General features: G+C 71.6%; 21 protein-coding genes. 17 read left to right on the top strand and 4 right to left on the bottom strand.

The window, feature by feature from the left end; genetic code table 11:
* The first annotated feature begins 290 nt into the window (after window positions 1-290).
* The 10 genes from leuS (at window position 291) to ACIBCA_RS32010 (ending at window position 14,635) form a co-directional block, all read left to right on the top strand.
* Window positions 291-3,170 (top strand): leucine--tRNA ligase, encoded by a 2,880-nt coding sequence (gene leuS, locus ACIBCA_RS32055; RefSeq protein ID WP_396286577.1) that lies wholly within the window; start codon window positions 291-293, stop codon window positions 3,168-3,170.
* 303 nt (window positions 3,171-3,473) lie between these two features.
* Complete coding sequence (locus ACIBCA_RS32050) at window positions 3,474-4,223, top strand: hypothetical protein (protein WP_396286575.1); 750 nt, start codon at window positions 3,474-3,476, stop codon at window positions 4,221-4,223.
* A 101-nt stretch (window positions 4,224-4,324) separates the two neighbouring features.
* Window positions 4,325-5,170, top strand: a complete 846-nt coding sequence (locus tag ACIBCA_RS32045; protein WP_396286574.1) for a DegV family protein — start codon at window positions 4,325-4,327, stop codon at window positions 5,168-5,170.
* Window positions 5,171-5,295: 125 nt separating this feature from the next.
* Window positions 5,296-6,096: a helix-hairpin-helix domain-containing protein gene (locus tag ACIBCA_RS32040; protein WP_396286573.1), complete on the top strand. Its 801-nt coding sequence runs from the start codon at window positions 5,296-5,298 to the stop codon at window positions 6,094-6,096.
* Window positions 6,097-6,133: 37 nt separating this feature from the next.
* Window positions 6,134-7,987, top strand: a complete 1,854-nt coding sequence (locus ACIBCA_RS32035) for a ComEC/Rec2 family competence protein (RefSeq protein ID WP_396286572.1) — start codon at window positions 6,134-6,136, stop codon at window positions 7,985-7,987.
* Window positions 7,988-8,098: 111 nt separating this feature from the next.
* The gene (locus tag ACIBCA_RS32030; protein WP_396286571.1) at window positions 8,099-9,562 is read left to right on the top strand and encodes a site-specific integrase; all 1,464 of its coding nucleotides are present in this window, start codon (window positions 8,099-8,101) and stop codon (window positions 9,560-9,562) included.
* On the top strand, window positions 9,546-11,477 hold the full coding sequence (locus ACIBCA_RS32025) for a hypothetical protein (protein WP_396286570.1): 1,932 nt from the start codon (window positions 9,546-9,548) through the stop codon (window positions 11,475-11,477). Before ACIBCA_RS32030 ends, ACIBCA_RS32025 begins: the two co-directional genes overlap by 17 nt.
* Window positions 11,474-13,546 carry an integrase gene (locus tag ACIBCA_RS32020; protein WP_396286569.1) on the top strand — a complete coding sequence of 691 codons (2,073 nt, stop codon included), beginning with the start codon at window positions 11,474-11,476 and terminating at the stop codon, window positions 13,544-13,546. The genes ACIBCA_RS32025 and ACIBCA_RS32020 overlap by 4 nt, the downstream gene beginning before the upstream one ends.
* Before the next feature lie 50 nt (window positions 13,547-13,596).
* Window positions 13,597-13,959: a hypothetical protein gene (locus tag ACIBCA_RS32015; protein ID WP_396286568.1), complete on the top strand. Its 363-nt coding sequence runs from the start codon at window positions 13,597-13,599 to the stop codon at window positions 13,957-13,959.
* 43 nt (window positions 13,960-14,002) lie between these two features.
* Window positions 14,003-14,635, top strand: coding sequence for a hypothetical protein (locus ACIBCA_RS32010; protein WP_396286567.1), 633 nt, complete (start codon window positions 14,003-14,005; stop codon window positions 14,633-14,635).
* A 32-nt stretch (window positions 14,636-14,667) separates the two neighbouring features.
* Here ACIBCA_RS32010 and ACIBCA_RS32005 read toward each other — a convergent pair whose 3' ends face one another.
* Window positions 14,668-16,059: a sporulation protein gene (locus ACIBCA_RS32005; protein ID WP_396286566.1), complete on the bottom strand. Its 1,392-nt coding sequence runs from the start codon at window positions 16,057-16,059 to the stop codon at window positions 14,668-14,670.
* 272 nt (window positions 16,060-16,331) lie between these two features.
* Between ACIBCA_RS32005 and ACIBCA_RS32000 the strand changes: the two genes are divergently transcribed.
* From ACIBCA_RS32000 to ACIBCA_RS31985, 4 genes are all read left to right on the top strand, one after another.
* Window positions 16,332-18,098, top strand: a complete 1,767-nt coding sequence (locus ACIBCA_RS32000; RefSeq protein ID WP_396286564.1) for an asparagine synthetase B family protein — start codon at window positions 16,332-16,334, stop codon at window positions 18,096-18,098.
* A gap of 28 nt (window positions 18,099-18,126) precedes the next feature.
* Window positions 18,127-18,570, top strand: coding sequence for an NUDIX domain-containing protein (locus tag ACIBCA_RS31995; RefSeq protein ID WP_396286563.1), 444 nt, complete (start codon window positions 18,127-18,129; stop codon window positions 18,568-18,570).
* 66 nt (window positions 18,571-18,636) lie between these two features.
* Complete coding sequence (locus ACIBCA_RS31990) at window positions 18,637-19,956, top strand: UDP-glucose dehydrogenase family protein (protein ID WP_396286562.1); 1,320 nt, start codon at window positions 18,637-18,639, stop codon at window positions 19,954-19,956.
* A gap of 250 nt (window positions 19,957-20,206) precedes the next feature.
* Window positions 20,207-21,064 (top strand): ComEC/Rec2 family competence protein, encoded by an 858-nt coding sequence (locus tag ACIBCA_RS31985; protein ID WP_396286561.1) that lies wholly within the window; start codon window positions 20,207-20,209, stop codon window positions 21,062-21,064.
* Between the two features lie 313 nt (window positions 21,065-21,377).
* Here ACIBCA_RS31985 and ACIBCA_RS31980 read toward each other — a convergent pair whose 3' ends face one another.
* Both ACIBCA_RS31980 and ACIBCA_RS31975 read right to left on the bottom strand, forming a co-directional pair.
* Window positions 21,378-22,091: a creatininase family protein gene (locus ACIBCA_RS31980; protein WP_396286560.1), complete on the bottom strand. Its 714-nt coding sequence runs from the start codon at window positions 22,089-22,091 to the stop codon at window positions 21,378-21,380.
* Window positions 22,092-22,173: 82 nt separating this feature from the next.
* Window positions 22,174-23,376: a hypothetical protein gene (locus tag ACIBCA_RS31975; protein WP_396286559.1), complete on the bottom strand. Its 1,203-nt coding sequence runs from the start codon at window positions 23,374-23,376 to the stop codon at window positions 22,174-22,176.
* 248 nt (window positions 23,377-23,624) lie between these two features.
* On the opposite strand from ACIBCA_RS31975, the gene ACIBCA_RS31970 reads away from it, so the two are divergent.
* Window positions 23,625-24,014, top strand: a complete 390-nt coding sequence (locus ACIBCA_RS31970; RefSeq protein WP_396286558.1) for an ATP-binding protein — start codon at window positions 23,625-23,627, stop codon at window positions 24,012-24,014.
* A gap of 193 nt (window positions 24,015-24,207) precedes the next feature.
* Entirely contained in the window at window positions 24,208-24,516 is a 309-nt protein-coding gene (locus tag ACIBCA_RS31965) for a hypothetical protein (RefSeq protein WP_396286557.1), read from the top strand.
* Window positions 24,517-24,890: 374 nt separating this feature from the next.
* Here the strand turns inward: ACIBCA_RS31965 and ACIBCA_RS31960 are convergent, their stop codons facing one another.
* A complete protein-coding gene (locus ACIBCA_RS31960; protein WP_396286556.1) occupies window positions 24,891-25,169 on the bottom strand; it encodes a hypothetical protein in 279 nt (92 codons plus the stop codon).
* Window positions 25,170-25,217: 48 nt separating this feature from the next.
* Here ACIBCA_RS31960 and holA point away from each other — a divergent pair, with 48 nt between their 5' ends.
* Window positions 25,218-26,216, top strand: a complete 999-nt coding sequence (gene holA, locus ACIBCA_RS31955; protein WP_396286555.1) for a DNA polymerase III subunit delta — start codon at window positions 25,218-25,220, stop codon at window positions 26,214-26,216.
* The last annotated feature ends 8 nt before the right edge of the window (window positions 26,217-26,224 follow it).

Here is a 26,224-nt window from a genome sequence, read left to right as displayed (position 1 = left end):
GACCGCCCGGGGCGGCCGGGGTGTGACCGCTCGCGGAATGCCCGGGAGGGGGTTGACGGGCTTGCGGTACCCTGAGCCCATGCGAACCGTGCGCCTGCTCCTTAGCCGGCCGCGCTGACCAGGACCGGCTGAGCCCACGGGCGGTGCCGGAGTCGGCGTGGCATCCCCTCCTGCGAGGGGATTTTTTGTTTTCCGCCCCTGCTTTCGCCCCCGGCCCTCTTCACGGGCTGAGCCTTCGGACGGCCGCGCCGCGCGGTTCGCCAACTGACATCGATGGAGCTTGAAGGACCATGAGCGAGACGACCCCTGCGTCCGGCGCGGCCGAGGCCGCCACCGAGCCGTTCCGGTACAGCGCCGCGCTGGCGGCCGAGATCGAGTCCCGCTGGCAGGACATCTGGGAGAAGGAGGGCACCTTCCACGCCCCCAACCCCGTCGGCGAGCTGGCCGACCCGTCCGCCGGTGACGTCGCCTCGAAGCCGCACAGCTTCATCATGGACATGTTCCCGTACCCCTCGGGTGCGGGCCTGCACGTCGGCCACCCGCTGGGCTACATCGCCACCGACGTGTATGCGCGCTACCAGCGCATGACCGGCCACAACGTGCTGCACACCCTGGGCTACGACGCCTTCGGCCTGCCCGCCGAGCAGTACGCCGTCCAGACCGGTACCCACCCGCGGGTCTCCACCGAGGCCAACATCGCCAACATGCGCCGCCAGCTGCGCCGCCTGGGCCTGGGCCACGACCCGCGCCGCTCGATCTCCACGATCGACCCGGAGTACTACCGCTGGACGCAGTGGATCTTCCTGCAGATCTTCAACTCCTGGTACGACGGGGCGGCCGCCAAGGCCCGTCCGATCGCCGAGCTGGTCGCCGAGTTCGAGGCGGGCACGCGCGAGGTGCCGGGCGGTCGTGCGTGGGCCTCGCTGTCGGCCGGCGAGCGCGACGAGGTGCTGGGCGAGTACCGGCTGGCGTATGCCAAGGAGGTGCCCGTCAACTGGTGCCCCGGCCTGGGCACCGTGCTGGCCAACGAGGAGGTCACCGCGGACGGCCGCTCCGAGCGCGGCAACTTCCCGGTGTTCAAGTCCAACCTGCGCCAGTGGATGATGCGCATCACCGCGTACTCGGACCGGCTGATCGCCGACCTGGACCTGCTGGACTGGCCCGAGGCCATCAAGCTGCAGCAGCGCAACTGGATCGGGCGCTCCGAGGGTGCCCGCGTGGACTTCGCCGTCGACGGTGAGGCCATCACGGTCTTCACGACGCGTCCGGACACCCTGTTCGGCGCCACCTACATGGTGCTGGCGCCCGAGCACGGCCTGGTCGACTCCATCGTCCCCGCCGCCTGGCCCGAGGGCGTGCCCGCCGAGTGGACCGGCGGCGCGGCCACCCCCGCCGAGGCCGTCGCCGCCTACCGGGCCGCGGCCGCCGCCAAGTCGGACGTCGAGCGGCAGGTCGAGGCCAAGGTCAAGACCGGTGTCTTCACCGGCGCGTACGCCGTGAATCCGGTCAGCGGCGAGTCCGTCCCGGTGTTCATCGCCGACTACGTGCTGATGGGCTACGGCACCGGCGCCATCATGGCCGTCCCCGCCCACGACCACCGCGACTTCGCGTTCGCCCGCGCCTTCGCGCTGCCGATGCGCTGCGTCGTCGCCCCGACCGACGGCCGGGGCACCGATCCGGCGGAGTGGGACGACGCGTTCGACACGTACGAGTCGGTGATCGTCGGATCCTCGCGCGAGGGCCTGTCGCTGGACGGGCTGAGCGTCGTCGACGCCAAGGCCGCCGCGACCGCCTGGCTGGCCGAGCGCGGCATCGGCGAGGGGACCGTCAACTACCGTCTGCGCGACTGGCTGTTCAGCCGTCAGCGGTACTGGGGCGAGCCCTTCCCGATCGTCTACGACGAGGACGGCGTGATGCACGCGCTGCCCGAGTCGATGCTGCCCGTCGAGGTGCCCGAGGTCGACGACTACTCGCCGCGCACCTACGACGCGTACGACTCCGCCTCCTCTCCGGAGACGCCGCTGTCGCGCAACGCGCAGTGGGTGCACGTCGAGCTGGACCTGGGCGACGGGGTGAAGAAGTACCGCCGCGAGACCAACACCATGCCCAACTGGGCCGGTTCCTGCTGGTACGACCTGCGCTACGTCGACCCGACGAACTCCGCCGAGGTCGTCGACCCGGCCAACGAGGGCTACTGGCTGGGCCCGACGGCCGCCAAGCCCGCCGGCGGCGCCGACCTGTACGTCGGCGGCGCCGAGCACGCCGTGCTGCACCTGCTGTACGCGCGCTTCTGGCACAAGGTGCTGCACGACCTGGGCCACGTCTCGTCCGTCGAGCCGTTCCACAAGCTGTTCAACCAGGGCATGATCACCGCCGACGTCTACCGCGACGAGCGCGGCTTCCCGGTGCCCGCCGCCGAGATCGAGGAGCGCGACGGGCAGTACTTCTGGGAGGGCGAGCCGGTCAAGCGCGAGGCCGGCAAGATGGGCAAGTCCCTGAAGAACGCCGTCGCCCCGGACGACATCTCCGACGAGTACGGCGCCGACACGCTGCGCCTGTACGAGATGTCCATGGGCCCGCTGGACGTCTCCCGCCCGTGGGACACCCGGGCCGTCATCGGCTCGTACCGCTTCCTGCAGCGGCTGTGGCGCAACATCGTCTCGGAGACCACCGGTGAGCTGGTCGTCACCGAGGACGCGCCGGACGACGCGACGCTGCGGGCGCTGCACAAGGCGATCGACGGCATCCGCGGGGACATGGCCGGGCTGCGGTTCAACACGGCCGTCGCCAAGGCGATCGAGCTGAACAACCACCTGGTCAAGCGCGGCTCCACGCCGCGGGTCGTGGCCGAGCAGCTGGTGCTGATGGTCGCGCCGCTGGCGCCGCACATCGCGGAGGAGCTGTGGCGCCGGCTGGGGCACGACGGGTCGCTGGCGCACACCGACTTCCCGGTGGCGGACCCGGCGTACGTCGTGGACGAGTCGGTGACCTGCGTGGTGCAGATCAAGGGGAAGGTGAAGGCGCGGCTGGAGGTCGCCCCGGGGATCGGCGACGCCGAGCTGGAGGCGCTGGCGATGGGCGACGCGGCGGTGGTCGCGGCGATCGGTGACGCGGCGGTGCGGAAGGTGATCGTGCGGGCGCCGAAGCTGGTGAACATCGTCACGGGCTGATTTTTCGACGGTTCGCCGTCGGCCGGGCGGGTGTCCTTCGGGGCGCCCGCCCGGCTCTGTTTCCGGTGGGGTGAGTGCGGGGCGGGTTCGGGGTGGGTTCGGGGCGAGTGCGGGGCGAGTTCGGGGTGGGCGGGGGGCGGGTTCGGGGCGGGTGATCTCCGGGTGATCCCCGATCTGTCCCTGATCTCGGGTTCACGGGCCGGTTTCGGGCTCCTGCGGGGCCGGGGCGGCGGCTACGGTGGAACTCGCGGTGATGCGGCCCGCGTTGGTTCGGGTGGCGCTCGGTTTCGGAAGGTGGCGGCGGTGGACGTGTTCGGCGTTCTGATCGGGCTGGTCCTGCTGTTCGGGATCACGGTTCTCGTCCTGGCCGTGGTCGGGACGGTCAAGGCCGCCAAGGCCGTCGCCAGGAAGGTCGAGAAGCACGAGGCCAACGCGCGCCGGGCCGTCGAGACCGCCACGCTCAAGGCGAAGACGTTCACCAAGGTCGGGCCGCCCGCGCAGATCGCCTCCGTCCGGCTCAAGCTGCGCACCTCGCTGGACGGGACGCGGCAGGTGCTGGAAGGCGGCGTCGAGCAGGACGGGCAGCTCGGGGAGGCGCTGGCGCTGCTGGCGCGGCTGGACGCGCACGCGGCGGAGCTGGACGGGGAGCTGCGGGTGCTGGAGCGGGAGCCGGACACCGGGCGGATCGCGGCGAAGCTGCCGGAGCTGCGGGAGCGGGCGGAGCGGATCACGCACGCGGCGGAGACGATGCGGTGGGCGGCGCAGGACCGGATGCACCGGTTCGCGGAGGACGAGCTGAGTCGGTTGAGCCAGGAGTGCGAGAGCGAGGCGGGGGCGCTGCGGCACTGGGACGCGGATTCGGCGGCTGCTTCGTCTCCGTCCTCCTCGGCTACGTCTTCTTCTCCTTCTCCTTCTTCACCGGCCGGGGGTGCGGCGCGGGCCGGGCTGACGGACGGGAAGGGGCGGCCGAGCGCGGAGGACCTGCTCGGGCTGGCCGACCCGCTCGCGAAGCTGGCGGAGCGGCTGCGCAAGCCGTCCACGGGGCGTCCGTAGCGGTGCTCGTAGCGGCGCTCTTAGCCGCGCTCGTAGCCGTCTCGTAGCGGTGCTCGTAGCTGCGCTGTCCTCTCGGACCGACGGGGAGTAACCTCCGGCTCATGCCCTCCGACCTCGCACTTGTCACCGATTCCACGGCCTATCTGCCGCAGGATGCCCTCGACCGGTACGGGATCTCGGTGGTTCCGCTGAGCGTCTCGGTCGGGGACACGGTCCTCAGCGAGGGCGTCGAGATCGCCCCGAAGGACGTCGCCGAGGCGCTGCGCGCCAGGCAGCGGGTGACCACCTCCATGCCCAACCCGGAAGCCTTCGCCGCGGCCTACCGGGCGGCCGCCGAGGCCGGGGCGACGGGCATCGTCTCGGTGCACATCTCCGGCGAGCTGTCCGGCACCGTCGAAGCCGCCCGGGTGGCCGCCGCCGAGGCTCCCGTACCCGTGCGGGTCGTGGACAGCCGGATGGTGGGCATGGCGCTCGGGTACGGCGTGCTGGCGGCGGCGGAGGCGATCGCGGTCGGCCAGGACCTGGAGGCGGCGGCCGAGGCGGCGGAGCGGCGGGCGGCCGTGACCAGCGGATTCTTCTACGTGGACACCCTGGAACACCTGCGGCGGGGCGGGCGGATCGGGGCGGCGCAGGCGCTGCTCGGGTCGGCGCTGGCGGTCAAGCCGCTGCTGCACCTGGACGGCGGGCGGATCGAGCCGCTGGAGAAGGTGCGGACGGCCTCGCGGGCCATCGCGCGGCTGGAGGAGATCGCGGTCGAGCGGTCGGGGGAGGGGGCGGTGGACATCACCGTGCACCACCTGGCGGCCGAGGACCGGGCCGAGCCGCTCGCGCAGCGGCTGCGGGCGCGGGTGCCGGGGCTGCGGGAGCTGTACGTGGGGGAGGTGGGGGCGGTGATCGGCGCGCACGTCGGGCCGGGGCTGCTCGCGGTGGTGGTCGCGCCCTGCTGAGGTTTGTCCAGGGTTGGGGGCTTTTTCCACTCCTTTGAGTGACGTCTTTGCTCTGAGAACCAGGGTTATCCACAGGTTTTCGGTAATTCGCGTGGGTTCGGCGGGAAATCCCTACCGTCCTCGCCATGACGACCTCGAGCCTGGGCGCGGCGAAGAAGCGCCATGAGATCGACGAGACGGTGCGGCTGCGGATGGCCGCGCTGTTGCCGCCGTCTCCGGAGGTTCCGCCTGCGGTGGAACCCGTGCCGGTAGTGGAACCCGTGTCGGCGGCGGCGCGGTTGAGGTTCGCTTCCGCGCTGGCGCTCGACCGGCGGGCGGTGGCCGGGCTGACCATCCTGCTGCTGTTCGCGGTCGGGTACGCCGTGCAGCACTTCTGGCTGGGCAGGCCGGAGGCGGTCGCCGTTCCGGCGATGGTGGCCGCCTCGGTGGAGCCCTCGGCGGTGGTGGTTGGCGGGGAGTCCGCTGGGGAGCCCGCCGCTCCGGTGACCCTGGTGGTCGACGTCGGCGGCCGGGTGCGCACGCCGGGCCTGCACACCCTGCCCGGTGGCTCGCGGGTGGCCGACGCCCTGCGGGCGGCGGGCGGCGCGCTGCCGGAGGCGGACACCGGGAACCTCAACCTGGCGCGGATGCTGACGGACGGTGAGCAGATCCTCGTCGGCGAGCCGGGCGCCGGTGCCGCCCCGGCCGTCGGCGCCGTCTCGGGGGCGGGGCCGCCGGGAGCCGTGGCGTCTCGGGCGCCCGTCAGCCTCAACCGCGCCACGCTCGAACAGCTCGACGCCCTGCCCGGCGTCGGCCCGACGCTCGCCCAGCGCATCCTCGCCTACCGGGCTTCGCACGGCTCGTTCCGCTCCGTCGACCAGCTCCGGCAGGTCAGCGGGATCGGGGCGCGTACGTACGCGGAGCTCCGTCCGCTGCTGATCCTCTGACGTTCCGTCCTTCTCGGCTCCGAAAGGAGGCTTCACCATGACCGCCGCCGCTACCTCGACCGTCAATGACTTCCGACTGCTGTTGCCCGCCGTCGCGGCGTGGGTGGTCGCCGCGGTGCTCCTGCCGCTGGGGCCCGGGCACGAGGCCCTCCTCTTCACGGCAGCCGGAGCCGCCGCCCTCGCCGCCGTCCTCCTGCTCAGCCGGCCGCGACACCGGCACGGGGCCGTGGCGACGCTCGCCGCCGTCCTGCTCACCTCGGCGGCGGCCGCCATCGCGACACCGCTGCACACCGCCGACCTCCACCGGGGGCCGCTGCCCGGGCTCGCCCGTGCGGCTACTCCGTTTGTGGTGGAGGTGGAGCTGACCGTCACGGGGGACCCGAAGGTCCACACCTCCCGGGGCGGCACCGGCGGCGGGCAGCCGCTCGTCACCGTGGAGGCGGTGGCGGACCGGGTCACCGTCCTGCCCAGCGGGAGGGCCACTGAGACGGCCACGCCCGTGACCGTCATGGCCCGGGGCCCCGAGGCCGAGGCCTGGAAGCGACTGCTCCCGTCCGAGCGGCTCGCCGCCGAGGCCGAGGTGCGGCCACCGGGGGAGGGGCACGACACGGAGGCGTCGGCGCTGCTCGTCGTGCACGGGCCGCCGCGACGGATCTCGCCGCCGGACGTGGCCCAGCGCATCGCCGGGCGGCTGCGCGAAGGGCTGCGCACTGCCACCGACGCACTGCCGCCGGACGCGCGGGGGCTGCTGCCCGCCCTGGTCGTCGGTGACATCTCCCGGTTGCCCGAGGACCTCGACGAGGCGTTTCGGGCCACCGACCTGGTGCACCTGGTGGCCGTCAGCGGCGCCAACCTGGCGATCGTCCTCGGCCTGCTGCTCGGCGCCCCCGGGCTGGCCGGAACTGCCGAACGGCGGGGACTGGCACCGGTGTTGGGCCTGTCGCTGCGCACCGGCGCGTTGCTCGGCGCGGGGTTGATCCTGGCATTCGTCACCGTCTGCCGGCCTGAGCCGAGTGTGTTGCGGGCCGCCGGGACGGGGCTGATCGGGATGCTGGCCCTGGCCACCGGCCGCCCCCGGCAGGCGGTGCCCGCGCTGGCTGGCGCCGTTTTGCTCCTCGTGCTGGTGGACCCGTTCCTGGCGCGGTCGTTCGGCTTCCTGCTGTCAGTGCTCGCCACCGCCGGGCTGCTTGTCCTCGGGCCGCACTGGGCCGAGGCGCTGCGTGCCCGGGGCTGGCCGCAGCACCTCGCGGGCGCCTTCGCGGCGACGGCGGCGGCCCAGGCGCTGTGTGCGCCGGTGACGGTGGTGCTCTCCGGGCACGTCAGCCTGGTCGGGATTCCGTGCAACCTGCTCGCCGAACTGGCGGTCGCCCCGGCGACGTTGCTCGGCTTCGGCGTGCTGGTGCTGCAGCCGGCGCTGCCGGGCGGGGCCCGGTTGCTCGCGGAACCTGCTGGGGTGCCGGCCACCTGGCTCGCCCAGGTCGCCCGCCGGGGCGCGGAGGTGCCGGGCGGCCAACTGAGTTGGCCTGGTGGCTGGTTCGGGACGGTGACGGCCGCGCTGGCGGTCCTGGCCACCTGCTGGGCGGCGCCGCTGCTGCTACCCCGTCGCCGGTTGGTACGGGGCGTGGTGACCGTCGTTCTGCTGGTAGTTCTCCTCTGCGTCCTCCTCCGCCCGCCGCAGCTCACCCGGATCGCCACTGGCTGGCCGCCGCCGGGGTGGCGGCTGGTGATGTGCGACGTCGGGCAGGGGGACATGGTGGTCCTCGCCACGGACACCCCTGACCGCGCGATCGTCATCGACACAGGGCCGGAGCCGGGCGCAGCCGACCGATGCCTGCGCGACCTCGGAGTGACGGAGGTGCCGTTGTTGGTCCTGACCCACTTCTTCTCCTGATGGTTCAGGGCACTCTCACGTGACGATGGCGAGCGGGAGGTACCGCGCCACGCTCTGCCCCTGAGGTCGTTACCTCTGTCGGTTGTGAGTTCTCTCAACCGGGAGGGGTACGTGGATCTCTTCTTCGTCTGCAGGGATCGGGTGGTTGACCGTCCGGCCCTCTTTGGTGACGTCGGGACGGTGGCGGTGGCCAGGCTCGACCACCGCGCGTTGCCGGATGGGTTGCCCGTGATCGTGGACGACACCATGCGGCCGGTGGAGCCGGCATGTGGCTGGTTTCGGCACTTGGCGTACATGGGCCGGGATCCGCAGGACACGCTGCGGCACTACGGCTACATCGTGCTGCGGCTGATCGAGTTCCTGGGCGAGCGCGGCCGGGAGCTGGTAACAGCCACCGAGTCGGACTTGGTCGCCTACCGCCGGTCGCGTACCGAGCTGCAGGACGACCCGGTGGGCGGGGCGGCGTGGGACCGTGAGGCGTCGGTGCTCAACACGTTGTTCGCCTGGCTGGTCGACCGCGGGTTCCGCCGGGCGTCCCCGTTGCGGATGGGCAAGCGCAATCCGTTGTCCAGCGGGATGAGCCGGGACATGGACATCCGGCATCTGACGCTCGACCAGTACCGATTCTTCCGGGACGTCGGGCTGGCGGGGCAGGGGCTGGACGGCACGGTGGATCGCTCGTTCCGCGGCTGGGTTCCGCACCGCGAGCGGGCGGCGGCCGATCTGGCGCTGATGACGGGCATGCGGCTGCAGGAGTGGTCGACGGTGCTGCTGCCCGAGCTCGGGGTGGGGCTCCGGCGCCCCGGCGAGCCGGTGGAGTTCACGCTGCAGGCCTGCGCGAAGTACAAGAAGCTCCGTCAGGTCTACGTTCCGCCCGACGCGCTGTCCGCGGTGGACACCTTCCTGCTGCTGGAACGGCCGGAGATCGTGGAACGGTCGGTCAGGTCGCTGGAGCGGCGCCACCGCGAGCTGCTGGTCGTCACCGACATCGACCACGACCGGGGCCGGCTTAAGGGGCAGTGGAAAGGGCGCCTGCGCTCGTTCACCTGGTCCGCAATGCCGCCTTCGCTGCGGCGGCTGACGGTCCATGAAGGCCCGAGCGGGCTGGAGCCGCTGGCGGTGTTCTGCGGGCACGGCAGCACGATGCTCGCCCCGGCATCGTGGGACCGCATCCGCCGCCGGGCCTGGGAGCGGATGACGGCCCTACGGGATGCCCCGCGGGCGCCGATGCTGCCGGTGAAGAGGTGGCGCTTCCATGACCTGAGGCACACGTTCGCCCTCAGGCTCCTGGACTACCTGATGCGGAGGGCGGCGGCCCGGGAGGCTGTTACCCGCGTCGCGCTGGCTCGGCTGGCGGATCACCTCGCGTTCAACCCGCTGCTGATCGTCAGCCGAAGACTCGGACACTCCAGCCCCGCCACCACCTACCAATACCTGCGCTACCTGGAAGATCCGATGAACTACGTGGACGCGGCGTTCGCCGAGTGGGCCGCCGGCGACGGCGACACCTACGCCGACATCGCCCTGCGCGCGCTCGGTCACCCGATGGAGGTGGCCCATGGCCAGGCGCGGTGACCGGCGCCGGGACTTCCGGCACGAGCGGCCGGAGGTTCCGCCGGCCCGGATCGGGGTCCGGCAGTCGGTGGGGACGGACACGGCCGGGATCACGCGGGTGACCGTCTTCGACCCCGGCCGGTTCCGCTGCCGCCTGCTGGCGGCGGAACTGGCGGACGAGTGGGTCGAGTACGGCGAGGCGACCAGGACCAAGCCGGCCACGATGAGGACCTATCGGCAGGCGATGACCTCGTTCTGCCGCTTCGTGGACTCGCGCCTGTTTCTGGGGGCGGCGGAGGCCTCGATGGCGTCGTCAGAGCCGGACCTGGCGCCACTGCTGCTGGCCTGGGAGGGGCAGTTGCCGAGGCACTGGCAGGAGGGGTCCACCAGGCCCGCGGTGTTCGCCACCTGCCTGCGCACGCTGGTCAACCGGCGCGGTCAGCATCCCGACAGGGAGATGGCGTCGGGGCTCAGGGGGGTGGCGGCCGGGCAGCACACCCTGCACTGGGGCAGCAAGCGGGAACTGGACGAGTACTCCCGCAAGGACAGGGCGGCGCTGGTTCAGGCCGCCTGGCGGGCCATCGGAGAGCTCGACAAGCGGCTCGCCACGGGGCGGGCTCTGGCAGCCTCCGGCGCCCACCCGGCCGAGCACGGCTGGCTGAGCCTTCCCAATCTGCTCTGGGGCCTGGCGAACCAGGCCGTCACCCCGCGCGAGATCCGGCAGAACCTGCCGGCGCCCTGGCCGACGGAGCTTGACGACCTGGTCGTCCAGGAGACCGAGGCCCGGGCGAACGGCATGCGCCGCTACCTCCTGATCCTCGCCCTGCTGCGGCTGATCTATCCCAACCAGCAGGACCTCCACGCCTACCGGGTGCTGCTGGTCGCCGCGACCGGCCATGCCCCGGAGGAGCTGACCGGGCTGGACGAGGACGACGTGGAGTTCACGCCCGCGGGGGTGCGGCTGACGCTGACCAAGAACCGGGCCAAGCGGATCCGCCGCCGGGCGTTCAGCCGGATCGCACCGGCCGGCAGTGAGGAGAACAGCGAGGTGTTCGGCGACCGTCCCCGCCTGGAGGTCTCGGTGATCATGCGCCGCCTGATGGAGGTCACCCGGCCGCTTCGCGAGCGATTCCCCGACCAGCCGGCCCCGGTGTTCCTCCAGGCGTCCATGTCGATGAAGGACTGGGAGGTGAGCGTGCGCCGCTTCAACAGCAGCAGCGGCCCGAACCTGTCGTTCCAGAGCTGGCTGGACCGCATGGGCCTGCAGCTGGAGGGCCGGACCGACATCCGGCGGCTGCGGAAGTCAACAAAGGTGGAGAAGGCGATCGCGTTCGGCGGCCGCATCACCGACATCGCCGACGACCACCACGAGGACACCTTCCGCGGCCACTACGCGCAGGGCACCACGCTGAGGGTCGTGTCCGGCCGGGTCATCACCGAGGCCCAGCGAACCTGGTTCGAGAAGGCGACCTCCGGCCCTGTCGTCCTGGACACGGCTGCGAGCGAGGGCCTGGCCGAGGTGCCGGCCGGCTCCGCCCTGGCAGACCTCGGGCTCACCCCCGAGCAGGTCGACGACCTGCGCTCGGGAGCCCTGGACATGGGGGTGACCAGCTGCCGCGACCCGTTCGACTCGCCGTTCTCCCGACCGGGTGAACTCTGCTCGGTCGCCCCGTTGCGCTGCCTGGAGTGCCGCAACGCCTGGATCCTTCCCTCCCATCTGCCTCAACTCCTGTTGTTCTCGGACCACTTGGAATCCCTGCGCAACCGGCTGAACCCGGTGCACTTCCACACCCTCTGGGGGCAGAGCGCCGCCAACCTGGCGGCCGTCCTCGCCGAGAGATCCGAGCAGGAGATCGCCGCGGCCCGCCGGCACATCGCCGACGGCACCGCGACGCTGCAGCTTCCCCTGGCCGCACGAGCGGAGTTCGACGCATGAACCTTCCTGCCCAGCCCGTCCGGTCCGTCTCGGCGTTCGACCCCGACGAACCGGTGCTGTCCGACCACGCCCTGCTGCCGTTCGCCCGCAGCCCGCAGTTCGGCGAGCTGGACGAGTGGTCGTTCAACGACGTGCTGCGGCGCCCGGCCAACCTGTCGCCCGGTGGCTGGAAGCTGAACTTCACGTCCCTGGAAGGCAAGTGGGCCCTGCGCGGCCGGGAACTGGCGATGATCACCCTCAACCCGCGCCACCCGCGCGTGGTCGCGGCCGGCATCCCTTCCCCGCGCAGGCCTGTCAGCCCCCGCACGGTCGTGATCCTCCTCGGCAGCATGAGGCTGCTGGCCACGTGGGCCAGGGAACACCACGTGCCCGATGACCTCGGCGCCTGGAGGGACCACCACCTGCACGCGTTCATCGCCGACCAGCGCCAGCGCCTGACGGCGGACACCACACTGACCCACGTCAGGCTCGTCCAGGAACTGCACCGCTGCGGGCCGCTGCTGACCGGCGGCGGGCTGGCCACCAATCCCTGGCCGGGCATGTCCGCCCGCGCGGTCGCCGGGGTGACCTGGACCAAGGAGAACCGGGCGATCTCGACGCCGGCGATCCCACCCGCAACGTGGTTTCCGCTGATCAATGCGGCCTGGACCTACATCGACCGCTTCGCGCCCGACATCCTGCGCGCCGACGCGCTCTACGAGCGACTGCGGGAAAACACCCGCTCCCGCGTGGACTTCCTCGCGGCTTCGGTCCGCCGCTGGCTGCAGGACCCCCGGAACATGGTTCCGCTGCACCACGCGCGGGAGCCCGCCGTCCGCGACGTCGGCGGCGTTCACTGGAGCCTGTTGGCCTTGAAAATCGGCTATGCGCGGGAGACTTCCGCCTTCAAGGGCGGGCACAGGGCGGCGAGGGCTGCGGTCATGGCTGCGGTCGAGCGGGGCCAGTGCCGCCCGGCCGGCCTGTTGGACGAGTACGCGCAGGTCGTCCGGGTGGACGGCACCACCGGTCCCTGGCATCCGGGGCTGGATCCTCGGTGTCTCTACTCCGAGATCCGCGTTCTGCGGACTGCCTGCTACGTGTTCGTCGCCGCGCTGTCGATGATGCGCGACGGCGAGATTCAGGAGATCACCAAGGGATCGGTAGTCCAGTACTTCGGGGCGCCCGCGATCGCCTCCGCGAAGCACAAGGGCGAGGAGGACTTCCCGATCAAGCACTGGTGGATCATCGAGCCCGTCGCGCGGGCGATCGCCGTTGCCGAGGAGCTGTCGCCGGACGACGAGCGGGTGTTCACCGGTGTCCGCAGCCGCACCGACGGCTCCGAGACGTTCAACGCCGCCGAGCGCATCATGACGTTCATCGAGCACGTCAACGCGACCACGCAGTGGACGGGGCTGTCGCAGATCGGCGCCGGCAGGGTCTCCCCGCACATGTTCCGCCGCACGATGTCGATGCTCACCGACCAGTTCCCCGGATCGGAGATCGCGCTCGGCATCCAGCTCAAGCACGCGGCCTCCCGCGCGCTGGCCAACCGCGTCACCCAGGGATACGCCGCACCTGCGGCGGACTGGACGCGGTTCCTGGACCAGGCGGTGGAGGCCGCCCGCTTCCGGGGCCTGCGCGAGCTGTTCGCCCTGCACCGCGACGGGCAGCCGATCGGCTTCGGCCCCGGCGCCGAACAGCTCAAGGGCACTTTCGACACCATCGCGGCGACGGCGGCCGCCCAGGGCGGGGACGCGCTGGTGGAGGAGGGGATGCTGCGGCGGGCTCGGATCTCCATCAGGTTCGGCACCCTGAACAACTGCCTGTTCGACGAGGGCAGCCCGGCCGGGGCCGTCTGCCTGGAGAAGGCAGTGGTCCCGCCCGGCCACACGGGCCCGTTGGTGGACCGCTGTCGCCCGGATCGGTGCGGCAACAGCATGATCGGCCACCAGCACGTTCCGATCTGGGAGAGCGAGGAGCGGGGCCTGGCGGTCCTGTTGGAGGCTCCGGGCCTTCCGCCGGCGCGGCGGGCGGCCTTGGAGCGGCAGCGCGCTGAGGCTCAGGCGGTCCTGCGGAAGGCCGGCCGGTGACGGCCGGGGCGGGGGTCTCCGCCCGCGTCGAGCAGGCCTTGCGGGAGGCCATGGCACGGTTGGTCACGGGCCAGCCGCGATGCACGGACGGCAGGCTGACCAAGAACAACCTCTGCCGGGAGGCCGGTGTCAGCCCCGCCACCATGTTCCGGGCCAAGGAGGTGCTGGCCGAGTGGGACGCCCACCTCGCCGAGCACGGCGCCGTCACCCCGGGGGAGGCCCGCAGGGACGCCGAGCTGCAGGAGCTCCGCCGCAAGCTCGCCGACGCCAAGCGGGAGATCACCGAGCTGAATCATCGGCTCACGGCGGCCGCCACGGTGATCGCGGGCCTGCACCACGACAACCAGCTCCTACGGGCCGAGCACCATCACGCCGGAACCGTCACCGAGTTGCTGCCGAGACCGCGGGACTGATCCACACTGGTGACAGCGACCGAAGCGACCGGGACGGTGACAGGTGACGGAGTATCTGGCGGAGCCGCTGCCGCTGGGCGGAGTTGTGGCACTGTCCGCTCCGGGCCTGGACCGGGGCGAACAGCTCGCTCTTCTGGGACCGCCGCAGGTCGTCCGGATCCCGGCCGATCTCTGGCGGTCGTGGCTGGCCGACCCGGCGGTGGTCGACCGGTTCGAGGCCAAGCGCTACCGGCGGGCCGGCGTCTCGTGCTGGCCATGGCTGGGAGCGGTGAGTTCCACGGGGCATGGCTCGTTCCGGGCGGCGAGCCTGCCGGGCCGCTCTCGTCGCGGAACGGTCCCCGCTCATCTGTTCGCGTTCCAGCTGGCCAACGGGGTGATCCCACGGCTCGGCTGGTCGGGCGCCGAGGACCCCGTGGTCTGCCACACCTGTGATTCCCATGGATGTTCCAATCCCGTCCATCTGCGGCTCGGGACCGCGCTGGAGAACCGGGCGGAGTGGGCCCTGCGTCACCGCGACCCCGCAGGTCCCCTGGCTGACTTGCGGGGGCCGGCGGGGCGGACCCGGGCGATCGCGGGCGCGGTCCGCCGGGGGCTCGCCCACGGCGAGGCCCCGGAGCGGATCGAGGAGCACATCCGGGCGGCCGAACGGGACGGGCTGCCGCTCACGTTGTGGTGAAGGACGGCCCGCTGGCCGGCGGGGGCGGCTCCTCAGGCTGCGACGCCGAGTTCGCTGCGGGTCCGGTGGAGGAAGTCGCGGACGGCGCTCTCGCGCCGCCACGGGGTCAGGGCGGCGTTGAACTCGCGGACGTAGTCCAGGGCCCGGGTCGACTGGACGCGGGCGAGGATGTCGACGGCCTGGTTGCCGAGCGCGAGGCCCTGGTCGAGGTCGCGGCCCTGGAGGTGAGCGGTCCCGACGATCGCCAGGCGCATGCCGACGGAGCGGGTGAACACGCCGGTCGGCATGGCGGCGGCTTGCGCGTTCCAGGCCAGCGCGGCCTTGGGGTTCTTGAGGTCGCGGAAGACCTCGGCGGCGTCGGCGGAGAGCCGGGCGTGGTGATAGAAGTCGATCCAGGCGGGTTCTCCGGCGCCGTCGCGGGCCTGGTCGAGAAGGCTTTCGGAGGAGGCCAGTGCGGCGGAGGCGGCCTTGGCGTTGTCGTCGCGGGCGTGGGCCCGGGCCTCGATGAGCTTGGTGAAGGCCAGCACCCTGGGGGCGGCATGGCCTTTGGCCCGTTCGAAGGCGCCTTGGGTCATGTCGATGGCCTCGCTGGCGAAGCCCCGCAGCAGGGTCTGCATCGCCATGGTGGTCAGCACATAGCAGCCGAGTTCGACGTCGCCGCCGGCCCGGGCGAGGCGGAGGGCCTGGACGAAGTGCCGCTGGGCGGCGTCGTGCTGGCCGACGTCGAAGGCGGTCCAGCCGGCCAGACGGGACAGTTCGGCTGTTACCGAGAACAGCTGGCGGCCGACGTCGTCGCTGAACGAGCCGTTCAGCAGCGGCACCGCCCGCTCCTGCAGGCACGCGGTGACGGAGTTGGCCTTCCAGTTCCCGCCGCCATACTTCGAGTCCCAGCGCCGGGCGTCGTCGGCGGCTTCCCGCAGCTCGGCGAGGTCGGCCGAGCCGACCCGTCCTCGGCCACGGTGGGCAGAGGTGTCGTCGGCGGGGGTGACCAGCCAGCGGGTGACCGGGGTGGTGAACGCGGAGACGGCGAAGCCCGTTCCGGTGAGGAAGTCGCGGCGGTTCACGGAGCTCCAGAACGAAGTGGCGACGCGCACGGCGTCGGCGGGGTCTCGCGGGAAATCCAACCCCACCTCGGCGTCCGGCGTCTCGGCATCCGCCATACCGATCTCCGCCAACTGCACCGGTCGGCCGAGCCGTTCGCCGATCGCCCGGGCCAGCAGCCTGGGCACCGGCCAGTCGGGCACCATGCCCCGGCGGCACCAGTTCGCGACCGAGGTATGCGTATATGTCGTGGTCAGCCCGGCCTCGTGGGCCAGCTGGTTCACACGCAGGGCCAGCGATTTGTGGCTGGCACCCTCACACTTTTCGATCATCCGGGCCAGCGCGTCGTTCGGCGGCTTGGCCCGGCGGGTGGTCGACGCCACAGCGTCCCCCTCAATCGGTCCCGCGCGGCTCTGCGCGGAAGTCGTACGCGACTGGGCACGAGAAGTCGTACACCCGGCATCTGACGCCGGATCACCGAGGGTATTGCCTTCGCCGCTCGCGGTGAACCGCTTTCGCGAGTTGTGAGCCCCCTTGCGAGCCCTGCCCGGGCCCGGCCGGACGCGGTTGTCTGATGCCCCGGGCCTCCGCCGGACCGGACCACAGACCTTCCGGCGGAGGCCTTCACCGATTCACGCTCGGGGGTGACAACCAGATGTGCGGAATCGCAGGACTGGCCGGCGCGGACGCTGCCCGGCACGAGACCACCGTCGCGGCGATGGGGCTCGCTCAGCACCACCGCGGCCCGGACGGCACCCGGCACCTCACCTCGGCCGACAGCCGGGCGGTGCTGTCCATGAACACCCTTCTGATCGTCGACACCGCCGCCCAGCCCGGCCCCTACCTGGACCCGGCCAGCGGCGTCGTCCTCACCTTCAACGGCGAGATCTACAACTACCGACAGGTCGCGGCGGCTTGGGGCATCGTCCTGGAGCCGGGCGAGACGGACGCCCACCTGGTGCTGCGGGCCTGGGCCAAGCTCGGTCCCGGCTGCCTGGTCGGCCTGGACGGCATGTTCTCGCTGGCCGCCTACGACCCGCGCGAGGGCCGGCTGTTCCTGGCCCGGGACCGGCTCGGGGAAAAGCCGCTCTATTGGCGCCTGGACGGCGGCCGGCTCGCGTTCGCCTCCGAGGTCACGACCCTGACCGGCTACGGCACCGCGCCGCTGGTCGTCCGCCCCGAGATGCTGTCCATCGAGACGCCGACCGGCGCCGACACCCCGTTCCAGGGCATCCAACTGCTGCCGCCGGCCGGGCTGCTGGCCTTCGACGTCGCCACCGGCTCGCTGGTCCAGCGGACCTGGTGGTCCCTGGAGGGCTTGGAGCCCTGGCAGGGCGACTACAAGACCGCGCTGGCCCGGTTCTCGACCCTGCTGGCCGACCGGATCCCGATGCGGGTGCCGGTCTCGGACTTCGCGCTGCTGTTGTCGGGCGGGCTGGATTCCTCGGTGCTGGCCTACTTGATGCGGCCGCAGGTCTGCGTCACGGTCCGCTACCCGGGCCAGGACCGGCTGGACGAGTCCGCGACGGCGGCCGTCGTCGCCCGGGACATCGGCGCCGAGCTGGTGGTGATCGAGCCGACTGCCGCCGACTTCGCCGGCGCGCTGCCGGAGATCATGCACGCGCTGGACTATCCGATGGGCAACGCGTCGACGTTCTCCGAGCACATGGCCTACCGGGCGATTGCCGAGCGCGGCATCCGGGTCGTGGTCGGCGGGCTGGGGCCGGACGAGTTCCTGATGGGCTACGTCCGCCACGCGCTCGTCCTCTTCGGCCCGGAGGCGGTGCTGGGCGCCGGGCTGGACGCCTACCGGCCACTGGCCTCCAAGCTCCTGACCGGAGGTTGCGAGCCGCTGGAGCCGGCCGAGGCGATCGTCCGGCTGATCCTGCGCGGATCGGACCCCGACGGCCGGGTTCGGGAAGTCGTCGCTGACGCCCTCCGCCGGGCGGACGGGGACCTGGCCCGCGGACTGACGCTGGCGGACCTGGCCACGGCCTGGCGTCCGCTGGTGATGACCTCGGACAAGCTGGCCTCCGCCTTCGGGCTGGAACGGCGCTCACCGTTCCTGGCGCGGGACCTGGTCGAGTTCTCCTACCGGCTGCCGGTCGAGCACAAGATCGGCGAGCCCACAGCCGGCAAGCGGATCCTGCGGGACGCCGCGAAGGCACTCGGACTGCCGCCCGAGGTCTGGGGCAGCCGGGACAAGCTCGGGTTCGCCTCCCCGGTCCCGAGCTGGCTGTCCGGCCCGCTGGAGCCCTGGGCGACCGCCCAGATCAGCTCGGCGCTGGACCAGGCGCCCGTCTCGCTGCGGCCGCTGCTGGCCGACGGCCTCAAGCCCGGCGGGCGGTTCGACCGCACCCGCATGCAGGCCCTGATGGCCGCCGCCTGGTTCTCCGACCACGCACTGACGGCTGCGGCATGACGGGTCGCCGGCTCACTACGGTGAGCGCATGGACTCCCAGACTCTCCCCACCGAGCCGTCCGCCGCCGAGCCACGCGGAGCGGTCGCGATCATCACCAACCGGCGCGGCGAACTCCTCCTGCACCTGCGCGACGACCTCGACGGCGTGACCTGGCCGGGCCACTGGAGTCTGCTCGGCGGAGGCTGCGACGCCGGCGAGGACCCGGCCGCCGCGATCGTCCGCGAACTCGATGAAGAGGCTGGCCTGGCCGTCGAGGACCTGGTCGAGCTCTTCGAGACGAAGGACACCGCCGGCTCCGGCCAGATCATCACCTTCTTCGCCGCCAACTGGGACGGCGACGAACAGGCCCTGCCGCTCACGGAGGGCGTCAAGCTCCAGTTCTTCGCCCCCGAGCACCTGTCCATCCTGACCGTCCCGCCGTTCATCCGCCACGGCATCCGCCGTCACCTCGCCGCCGGGTCCGGCGCCTGACGGCCTCCGTTCTCAAGGGGGCCGGGCGCCGGGCGGGCGGCCCCACCCCCTTGGAAGGACACGTTCGTGAAGCTCACCGTCATCGGCTGCGGCTACCTCGGCGCAACCCACGCCGCCGCGATGGCCGAACTCGGCCACCAGGTCCTCGGCATGGACATCGACCCCGACAAGGTCGCCTCCCTCAACGCCGGCCGGGCCCCGTTCTTCGAGCGCGACCTGGACGACCTGCTCGCCAAGCACACCGCCACCGGCCAGCTGAGGTTCACCACCTCCTACGCGGAGGCCGCCGCCTTCGCCGACCTCCACTTCATCGGCGTCGGCACCCCGCAGAAGCCCGGTGAGATGGCCTACGACCTCACCCACCTGTTCACCGCCGTCCGCCAGCTCGCCCCCCGACTGACCGGCCCGGCCGTGATCGTCGGCAAGTCCACCGTCCCGGTCGGCACCGCCCCCAAGGTCATCGACATCCTGCGCGAGTTCGCCCCGGTCGGCGACCAGGTCGAGGTCTGCTGGAACCCCGAGTTCCTGCGAGAGTCCTACGCCGTCGAGGACACCCTCCACCCCGACCGGATCGTCCTCGGCTTCACAGGCCAGGGCACCCGGGCAGAGGCCGTGATCCGACAGGCCTACGGCCAGATCATCGAGTCCGGGACGCCGGTGATCGTCACCGATCTGGCCACCTCTGAAATGGTGAAGTCCGCCGCGAACGCGTTCCTCGCCACGAAAATCTCCTTCATCAACGCGATGGCCGAGGTCTGCGAGGCCTCCGGCGCCGACGTCCACTTGCTGGCCGAAGCCCTCGGACACGATGCCCGAATCGGCCGCCGGGGCCTGCGACCCGGGCTCGGGTTCGGCGGCGGCTGCCTGCCCAAGGACATCCGCGGCTTCATGGCCCGCGCCGGCGAGCTCGGCGCCGACCAGGCCCTGACCTTCCTGCGGGAGGTCGACGCGATCAACAACCGTCGCCGCGAGCGGATGGTCGACCTCGCCCGCGAACAGTGCGACGGCGTCATCAGCGGCAAGCGGATCACCGTCTGGGGCGCCGCGTTCAAGCCCGACACCGACGACATCCGGGACTCGCCGGCCCTCGCCGTCGCCCAAGCGCTCCACCAGCTCGGCGCGACCGTCACCGTCTTCGACCCCAAGGCCCTCGACAACGCCCGCAAGGCCCACCCGCAGCTCGACTACGTCGACCACCCGCTCGGCGCCGTCCGGGACGCCGACCTGCTGCTGCACCTGACCGAGTGGCCCGAGTTCACGCGCCTTGACCCCAAGGCCGTCGCAGCCCGCGTCGCAAACCCCCGTGTCATCGACGGCCGCGGCACCCTCGACCCTGTTCGTTGGCGGGCGGCCGGCTGGACCTACCGAGCACTCGGACGCCCCTGACCCCGAATCTCCTCACTGCCCCCGGCGGACCCGATGCCCGCCGGGGGCAGTGGACTGTCACCGCACACCGACCCCGGGCATCCTTCTCGCGAGTGAATTCCTCGCCGGGCATCCGCACTCTCAACCACCTGAACCGCCACCGATGCAAGCTCGGTAACAGTGACCTGACGCCCCTTGGACTCGCCATCTCATGAGAGTTGCGAACGATGGAGAATGCGACCACGCCGACCACGTCGAAGGCGTACCAGGGGTGTTGCACGATCGCCGGGTCGGCGCCGTCGAGGGCACGACCCTGGACGACCCACCGGGCGAGGCCGCCCGAGTGGCGGCCTGGGCAGCGGGAGCTGGCGTCCCGCTGCTGCGAGCGGGCCGGGGCGAACGCCGCTCGGCGGGCGCGGCCCTGTCCTGGGACGTCCTATGGCCGGACCCGGGAAGTCTTCTCGAAGCGCCAGGTGCCAACAACGCGAGCATCGCCCTGGCAGTCACCCTCGCGGGCGGCCTGCGGATCGCCCTGCTCGGCGACCTCGAACCCGACGCCCAGTCGGCCCTGATCGGCCGTGTGGGCCGGGTGGACGTCCTCAAGGTCGCCCACCACGGCTCGGCCCACCAGGACTGGGACCTGACCCGAACCCTCCATCCCCGCCTCGCCCTGATCTCCTGCGGCGAGGACAACACCTACGGCCACCCCTCCACCCGCACGCTCGACCACCTGCACACCCTTGGAGCCACCGTCCTCCGCACCGACCGCGCCGGCGACATCGCCCTCACCGGCGACTCCCCACCAACACTCGCCGCATCCACCCACCCCCACACCCCCACCCACAAACCCCGCCCCCACACCACCCCAACGCGAGCCCACCAGGCCGCACCCATCACCCTCGCGGCGCTGGAAAATCCGCTCACACCCACCACCCTGACCACCTGGGCGATCCCGACCACGCCTGCTTCCTTGACCACCCTGGCCTCCCCGACCACGTCGGGGACCCTGGGCACCCTCGCCGTATCCGGAACCCCGGGCACCCTGCCTGCACCCGGCACGCGGATGGCTCCGGCCACCGGCACCACCCCGCCCCAGGGCCCGCACCTCGCCCGGGCCCCGCCGAGCTGACCCCCGCTCCACTCCTCCCGACCAAGAGGTGGGGAAGGGCAGTGGGTGGGGGTGGGGAGGAGGGAGGGCGGGGGGCGGGGGCCCGGGGAAGTGAACTGTTGCGGCGCGCTCCGGGTCTGCCCGGAGCGCGCCGCTGGAAGGCCGATTGAGTCCCCCGTGGATCGGGTGGACCGTGGAACTGGTTGCGGCGGGCTCTGGCAAGGCCAGAGCCCGCCGCTGAGAGGCAGGGTGGGGCTGTGACCCTCGAGAACAGGGTCATCGCGGGACGAGCAGGCGATCACCATCCCACCTTCAGATGGGTGGTCGGCGACCGCTAATCGCCTCGGAGGAGCGACAGGTGTTCAGCGGCAGACTTGGCCAGGCTGTCCAAGAGAGCCTGCCCCTTCTCCGCTGTCCCGAGCGAGGGGCGGCCGATGATGCCGTTCTGGGTGTAGCCGCCCATGCCGAGGGTGAGGAGGTGGGGGCGCTCCGGGGCAGCGTGGTCGTCGTCCTCGACGCCTTCACGGACCAGGTATGGCGCCCCGTGGAGGAGGAGCGATACCTCCAGCTCACCCCCGTGCATGTCCTCGGCGCCGGTGCTTTCCAGGGCGGCGGCCTCGCGGGCGCGATGCCAGTCCTCGCGGACAGGGAACAGGGCGACGTGCGGGCCGCCGGTGTTGGCCTCCTGGACGACGTTCGAGAGGACGTAGTTACCGCCGTGGCCGTTCACGATCAGCAGGCCGTGGACGCCGGACGCTTGGAGGGACTTCCAGATGTCGTTGATCACGGCGTAGAGCGTCGCGGCGCTGATGCTGACGGTGCCTGACAGGTGGGCGTGTTCGTGGGAGCAGGACATCGTGATCGGCGGCAGCAGGAACAGGTCGTGGTCGGCGGCGATCCGCTGGGCGATCAGGCTGGCGACGACGGTGTCGGTGGTCAGGGGCAGATGGTCGCCGTGCTGTTCGAAGCTGCCGACGGGCAGTACGGCGATCCTGGCGCCGCGTCGGCGCTCGTCTGCGGAGGTGGCGGCCGTGATCAGTGGATCCATGGGCCCAGCCTCTCTCATCGAGGCGCTGGCGGTCGAGGTGGTCCGCTGCTGCTCATCAGGCTCAAACGGCCGGTGAACATGGCTACTTCGGGAACGGCCTTCCATCGTTGAAGGGCCTGGCCCGCTGCGGACAGTTCGGACATGGCTCGTGCGGACTCGGTGTCGACGGCGATTGCCAGTGCTCGGCCGGCTGCGGCGGTGGCCTGCTCCGGTTCGCCGGAGATCGCGTAGGCGCGTGCCAGACGGGAGAGGTACACGCCCTGGTCGTTGCGGTAGATCGGCGGCTTCGGAGCTCCGCCTCGAACATGTTGACAGCTGTGCGCGGGTCGCCGAGCTCGATCAGGCAGTTGGCACGCTGCATCTCGACGTAGGTCGGTGTGCAGTACGCCAGATCAAGCGCGTCATCCGCATCTGAGCCGTCGGGCGCGGCCGCCAGTTCATGGGCCTCGTCGAACTTGGCCTGAGCGAAGCGCGGATTGCCCATGAGGGCGTGCCCCTGGGCCTCCTGCTGAGCGGCCAGCGCGCGGACGCGCAGCGTGGCGGCGGTGGACCGCTGGGCGGCGCGGGCGAGGCTCACAGCCTTCTGAGCGTTGCGCTGGGCGGTGGCCTGGTTGCTCTTCCGGAAGAGCACGTACGCGGCCATCACCTCGTCGCCGGCTTCCTGTGCCCACTCCATGGCACGGTCGGACCAGTAGAGGGCTTGGCCGAAGTCGCCGAGATCCTGGTTCAACCACCCCAGGAACTCCGCCGTTCGGGCACCGATGAGAAGCAACTCGTCGCGGGCGTCGCAGCCGACGTTCTGCTGGAGGCGGTCGAGCAACTGGACGTGGCGCGTTACCGCGTCGAGTGCGTGCCGGGAGCCGAGCAGGTTGGCGGCCTTGTAATGGCCGGGCATGACGCTGCGCAGGTGGTTGACGAAGAACTCTGGATCGATCGGCGAGCCGAGGGCCTGCCCGCAATCAGGTGTCGGTCGGTGCTGCCGAAGTGCGGGCGATTTTTGCTCCCAATCCCGAGGGAGCAACCCGAGCATGTGACCTGGGATGTGAAGCCCGTCCGCAATTCGTTCGATGAGATCGATTTTCTCGATCTTGCGCTTCCCAGAGGCGACTTCGCCGACTCTGCTCGGCGTCAGATCGCAGGCCCGGGCGATGAGCGACGGATAGATCCCAGCCAGCTTGAGCAGCCGGAAGACGCCGGCGAAGTCCCGTTTTCGGCAGGCGGCGATCATCTCCGGATGGGAGAGCAGACCTGGTGGGAGCCTGTCCGGTACGCGCGCATCGGTCACCGTCGCTCCCGGTGTCGATCATTGCTCGCCGCAAGGAAGTTGATTACCTGTGAGTTTATCCACATTGGGTAATCGCCGTGGGTACGAACTCCTCCTTTGCTCTCGGCAACCTGGTGGCAAGGGCCGGAACGTCCAGATTCCGGCCGCCTCTTGGGCATCGGAGGGCGGTGCGCGTGATCAGTTCGGGAGAACCCCCAGACAGCTCCGGACCCTGTGGGCCGGATGCAGGGATACCCGCGTTCGAGGCGATGCTCGCGCGGCACCGGCGGTCCGCCGGACTGGCCAGGAGCCACCTGCGTATGTTCCTCGGACGGGTGCCGAAGGGCGCTGCCCTGGCCGGAGACGGCGAGTTGGTGCTCACCGAACTGGTGGCCAACGCGGTGGTGCACGCCCGAGTGTCGAAGGGGCGGGAGATCGCTGTGCGGTTCGAAATGGTCGGCGGCCACCTCCGCATCGAGGTGCACGACGCCAGCAACGAGAAGCCGGCGATCCGCCGATCCTCGGGCGCGGACGACTCCTCGGGGCGCGGGTTGTGCCTGGTGGAGGCCCTGTCCCTGGGGTGGGGCTGCGAGCCCCGGCCCGAAGGCATCGGAAAGATCGTTTGGGCCTTGGTGGGCCCGGAAGGCGGTGCGCCGTGAACCGTAGGGAACTCGGGAGGTTCGGTGCCTCCGCGAGGCGCTGCTACTACTGCGGCGCGGGCCTCGGGAAGGGAAGCAGTCGACCCATCGCGGTGAACGGCCAGATGGTTGAGGTCCACAAGTGGCACCCGCGTCGCGCGGGGGAGGCGCCAGGCAAATGGTGACCCTCCGAAACTCCGATTCACCCGGGGACGTGACCACCTACCAATTCCCGGTGGTGGCCGAAGTGCGAGGAGTGACGGCACCAGCGCGGTTCAGCAGGCTGACGGACGCCCTGGCCGCGCTGCTGAAGACGCTGAACGCGCTGCCGCTCGGGCCGGACCAACAGGCGTACTTCGCCGAACCCGGGTACGCGGACGAGGTTCGATTGCGGCTGCTGTACCGAATCCGGCGGGACCGGCGGGGAGTTGAGGACCCGCTGGCCGAACTGTGTGAGGAGGTGCTGTTCCAGCGGATCTTCGGACTGGACGAGGAAGAGATCGCGCGGGACCGCCGCATCTGACCTGAGCAGGGACATTTGAAGACGTGCCGGTCCACCCCGCAACCCTGGCGGGAACAGGGGTGGTCCGGTGGGCCGGAGCCCGGTGCCGACGCGCCTGGCCCCTCGGTTTGGGGACAGCAGTTGCGGCGCGCTCCGGGTAGGCCCGGAGCGCGCCGCTGAAAACCCGATCGAGTCCCTTGGGAATCCGAATGGGCCGTGGAGCTGGTTGCGGCGGGCTCTGGCAGGGCCGGAGCCCGCCGCTGGTTTCGCTGGTGGGAGCAGTATGCCCGGTTTCTTCAGCGGTGAGTTCTGGACCCGTCCAGAGCTCACCGCACCACGCATGTCTACGGCGTATTCCGATGCGAGGTGAATCACCCTCGCCGGGGGCATGGCGGTCAGGCGGTTTCGCGCCAGCCTTCGTGGGTGGTGGCGAGGGTGTCGAGGGCGTGGAGGAGGGCGGGGGTCCAGCCGTCGGCGGGTGGGTCGAGGACGAGGAGCCATTGGGCGTCCTCGGCGTCGTCCTCGCCGGCGAGGGCGTCGCGGACGATCTCGGGTTCGTCGAGGTCGGGGAGTTCGGTGGCCAGGGTCTCGGCGGCTTCCTCGGCGGCGTCGCGGTCGGGGAGGACGAGGAGCTGGCGGGCGTGGGGGTCTTCGGCGGGGTCGTTCTCGGTCACCTGGACATTCTCGGGCACTGTCGGCTGGCCGTGGGATGCTGGTAGGCGATGGCCAGGAAGAGTGCACCCGATGACCTGCTCGCCCCGCTGACCCTCGCGGTCGGCCAGGAGGAGCTGCTGCTGGACCGCGCGGTCGCCCAGGTGGTGGCGGCGGCGAAGGCGGCGGACCCGGACACGGACGTGCGGGACCTGCCGCCCGGCGCTCTGCAGCCGGGCAGCCTGGCCGAGTTGACCACGCCCTCGCTGTTCGCCGAGCGCAAGGTGATCGTGGTCCGCGCCGCGCAGGACCTCTCCGCCGACTCCGTGAAGGAGGTCAAGGCGTACATCGAGGCCCCGGCCGACGAGGTGATCATGGTGCTGGTCCACGCGGGCGGCGCCAAGGGCAAGGGTCTGCTGGACGCCGGCCGCAAGGCGGGCGGGCGCGAGGTGGCCTGCGCGAAGCTGGCCAAGGCGAGCGAGCGGCTGGCCTTCGTGAAGGGCGAGTTCCGGGCGCTGGGCCGCTCGGCGACGCCGGAGGCGTGCCAGGCGCTGCTGGACTCCCTGGGCAGCGATCTTCGTGAACTGGCCGCCGCGTGCAGCCAGTTGACCTCGGACGTCGAGGGCACGATCGACGAGACGGTGGTGGCGCGCTACTACAGCGGCCGCGCCGAGGCGACGGGCTTCGAGGTGGCGGATCTGGCGGTCACCGGCCGCGCGGCGGAGGCGCTGGAGCGGCTGCGCTGGGCGCTGGCGGTCGGCCAGCCGCCGACCGGCATCACCTACGCGCTGGCCTCCGGCGTGCGCAGCATCGGCCGGCTGGCGACGACGGGCCGGAACATGCGCCCGGCCGACCTGGCCCGGGAGCTGGGCATGCCGCCGTGGAAGGTGGACCGGGTGCGCCAGCAGATGCGCGGCTGGACGGGCGACGGCGTGGCTGCCGCGCTGACGGCGATCGCCAAGGCGGACGCGGAGGTCAAGGGCGGCTCGGACGATCCGGCCTTCGCCCTGGAGCGTGCGGTGGTCGCGGTCGCCCGCGCCGCCCGGGCCGGCTCCCGCCCGGCGTACTGACGGACGAG

The organism is Kitasatospora sp. NPDC051170, assembly GCF_044455705.1.
Taxonomy (GTDB): domain Bacteria; phylum Actinomycetota; class Actinomycetes; order Streptomycetales; family Streptomycetaceae; genus Kitasatospora.
The sequence above is the reverse complement of the archived record's forward strand: the minus strand, read 5'-3'. Positions and strand labels throughout refer to the sequence as shown.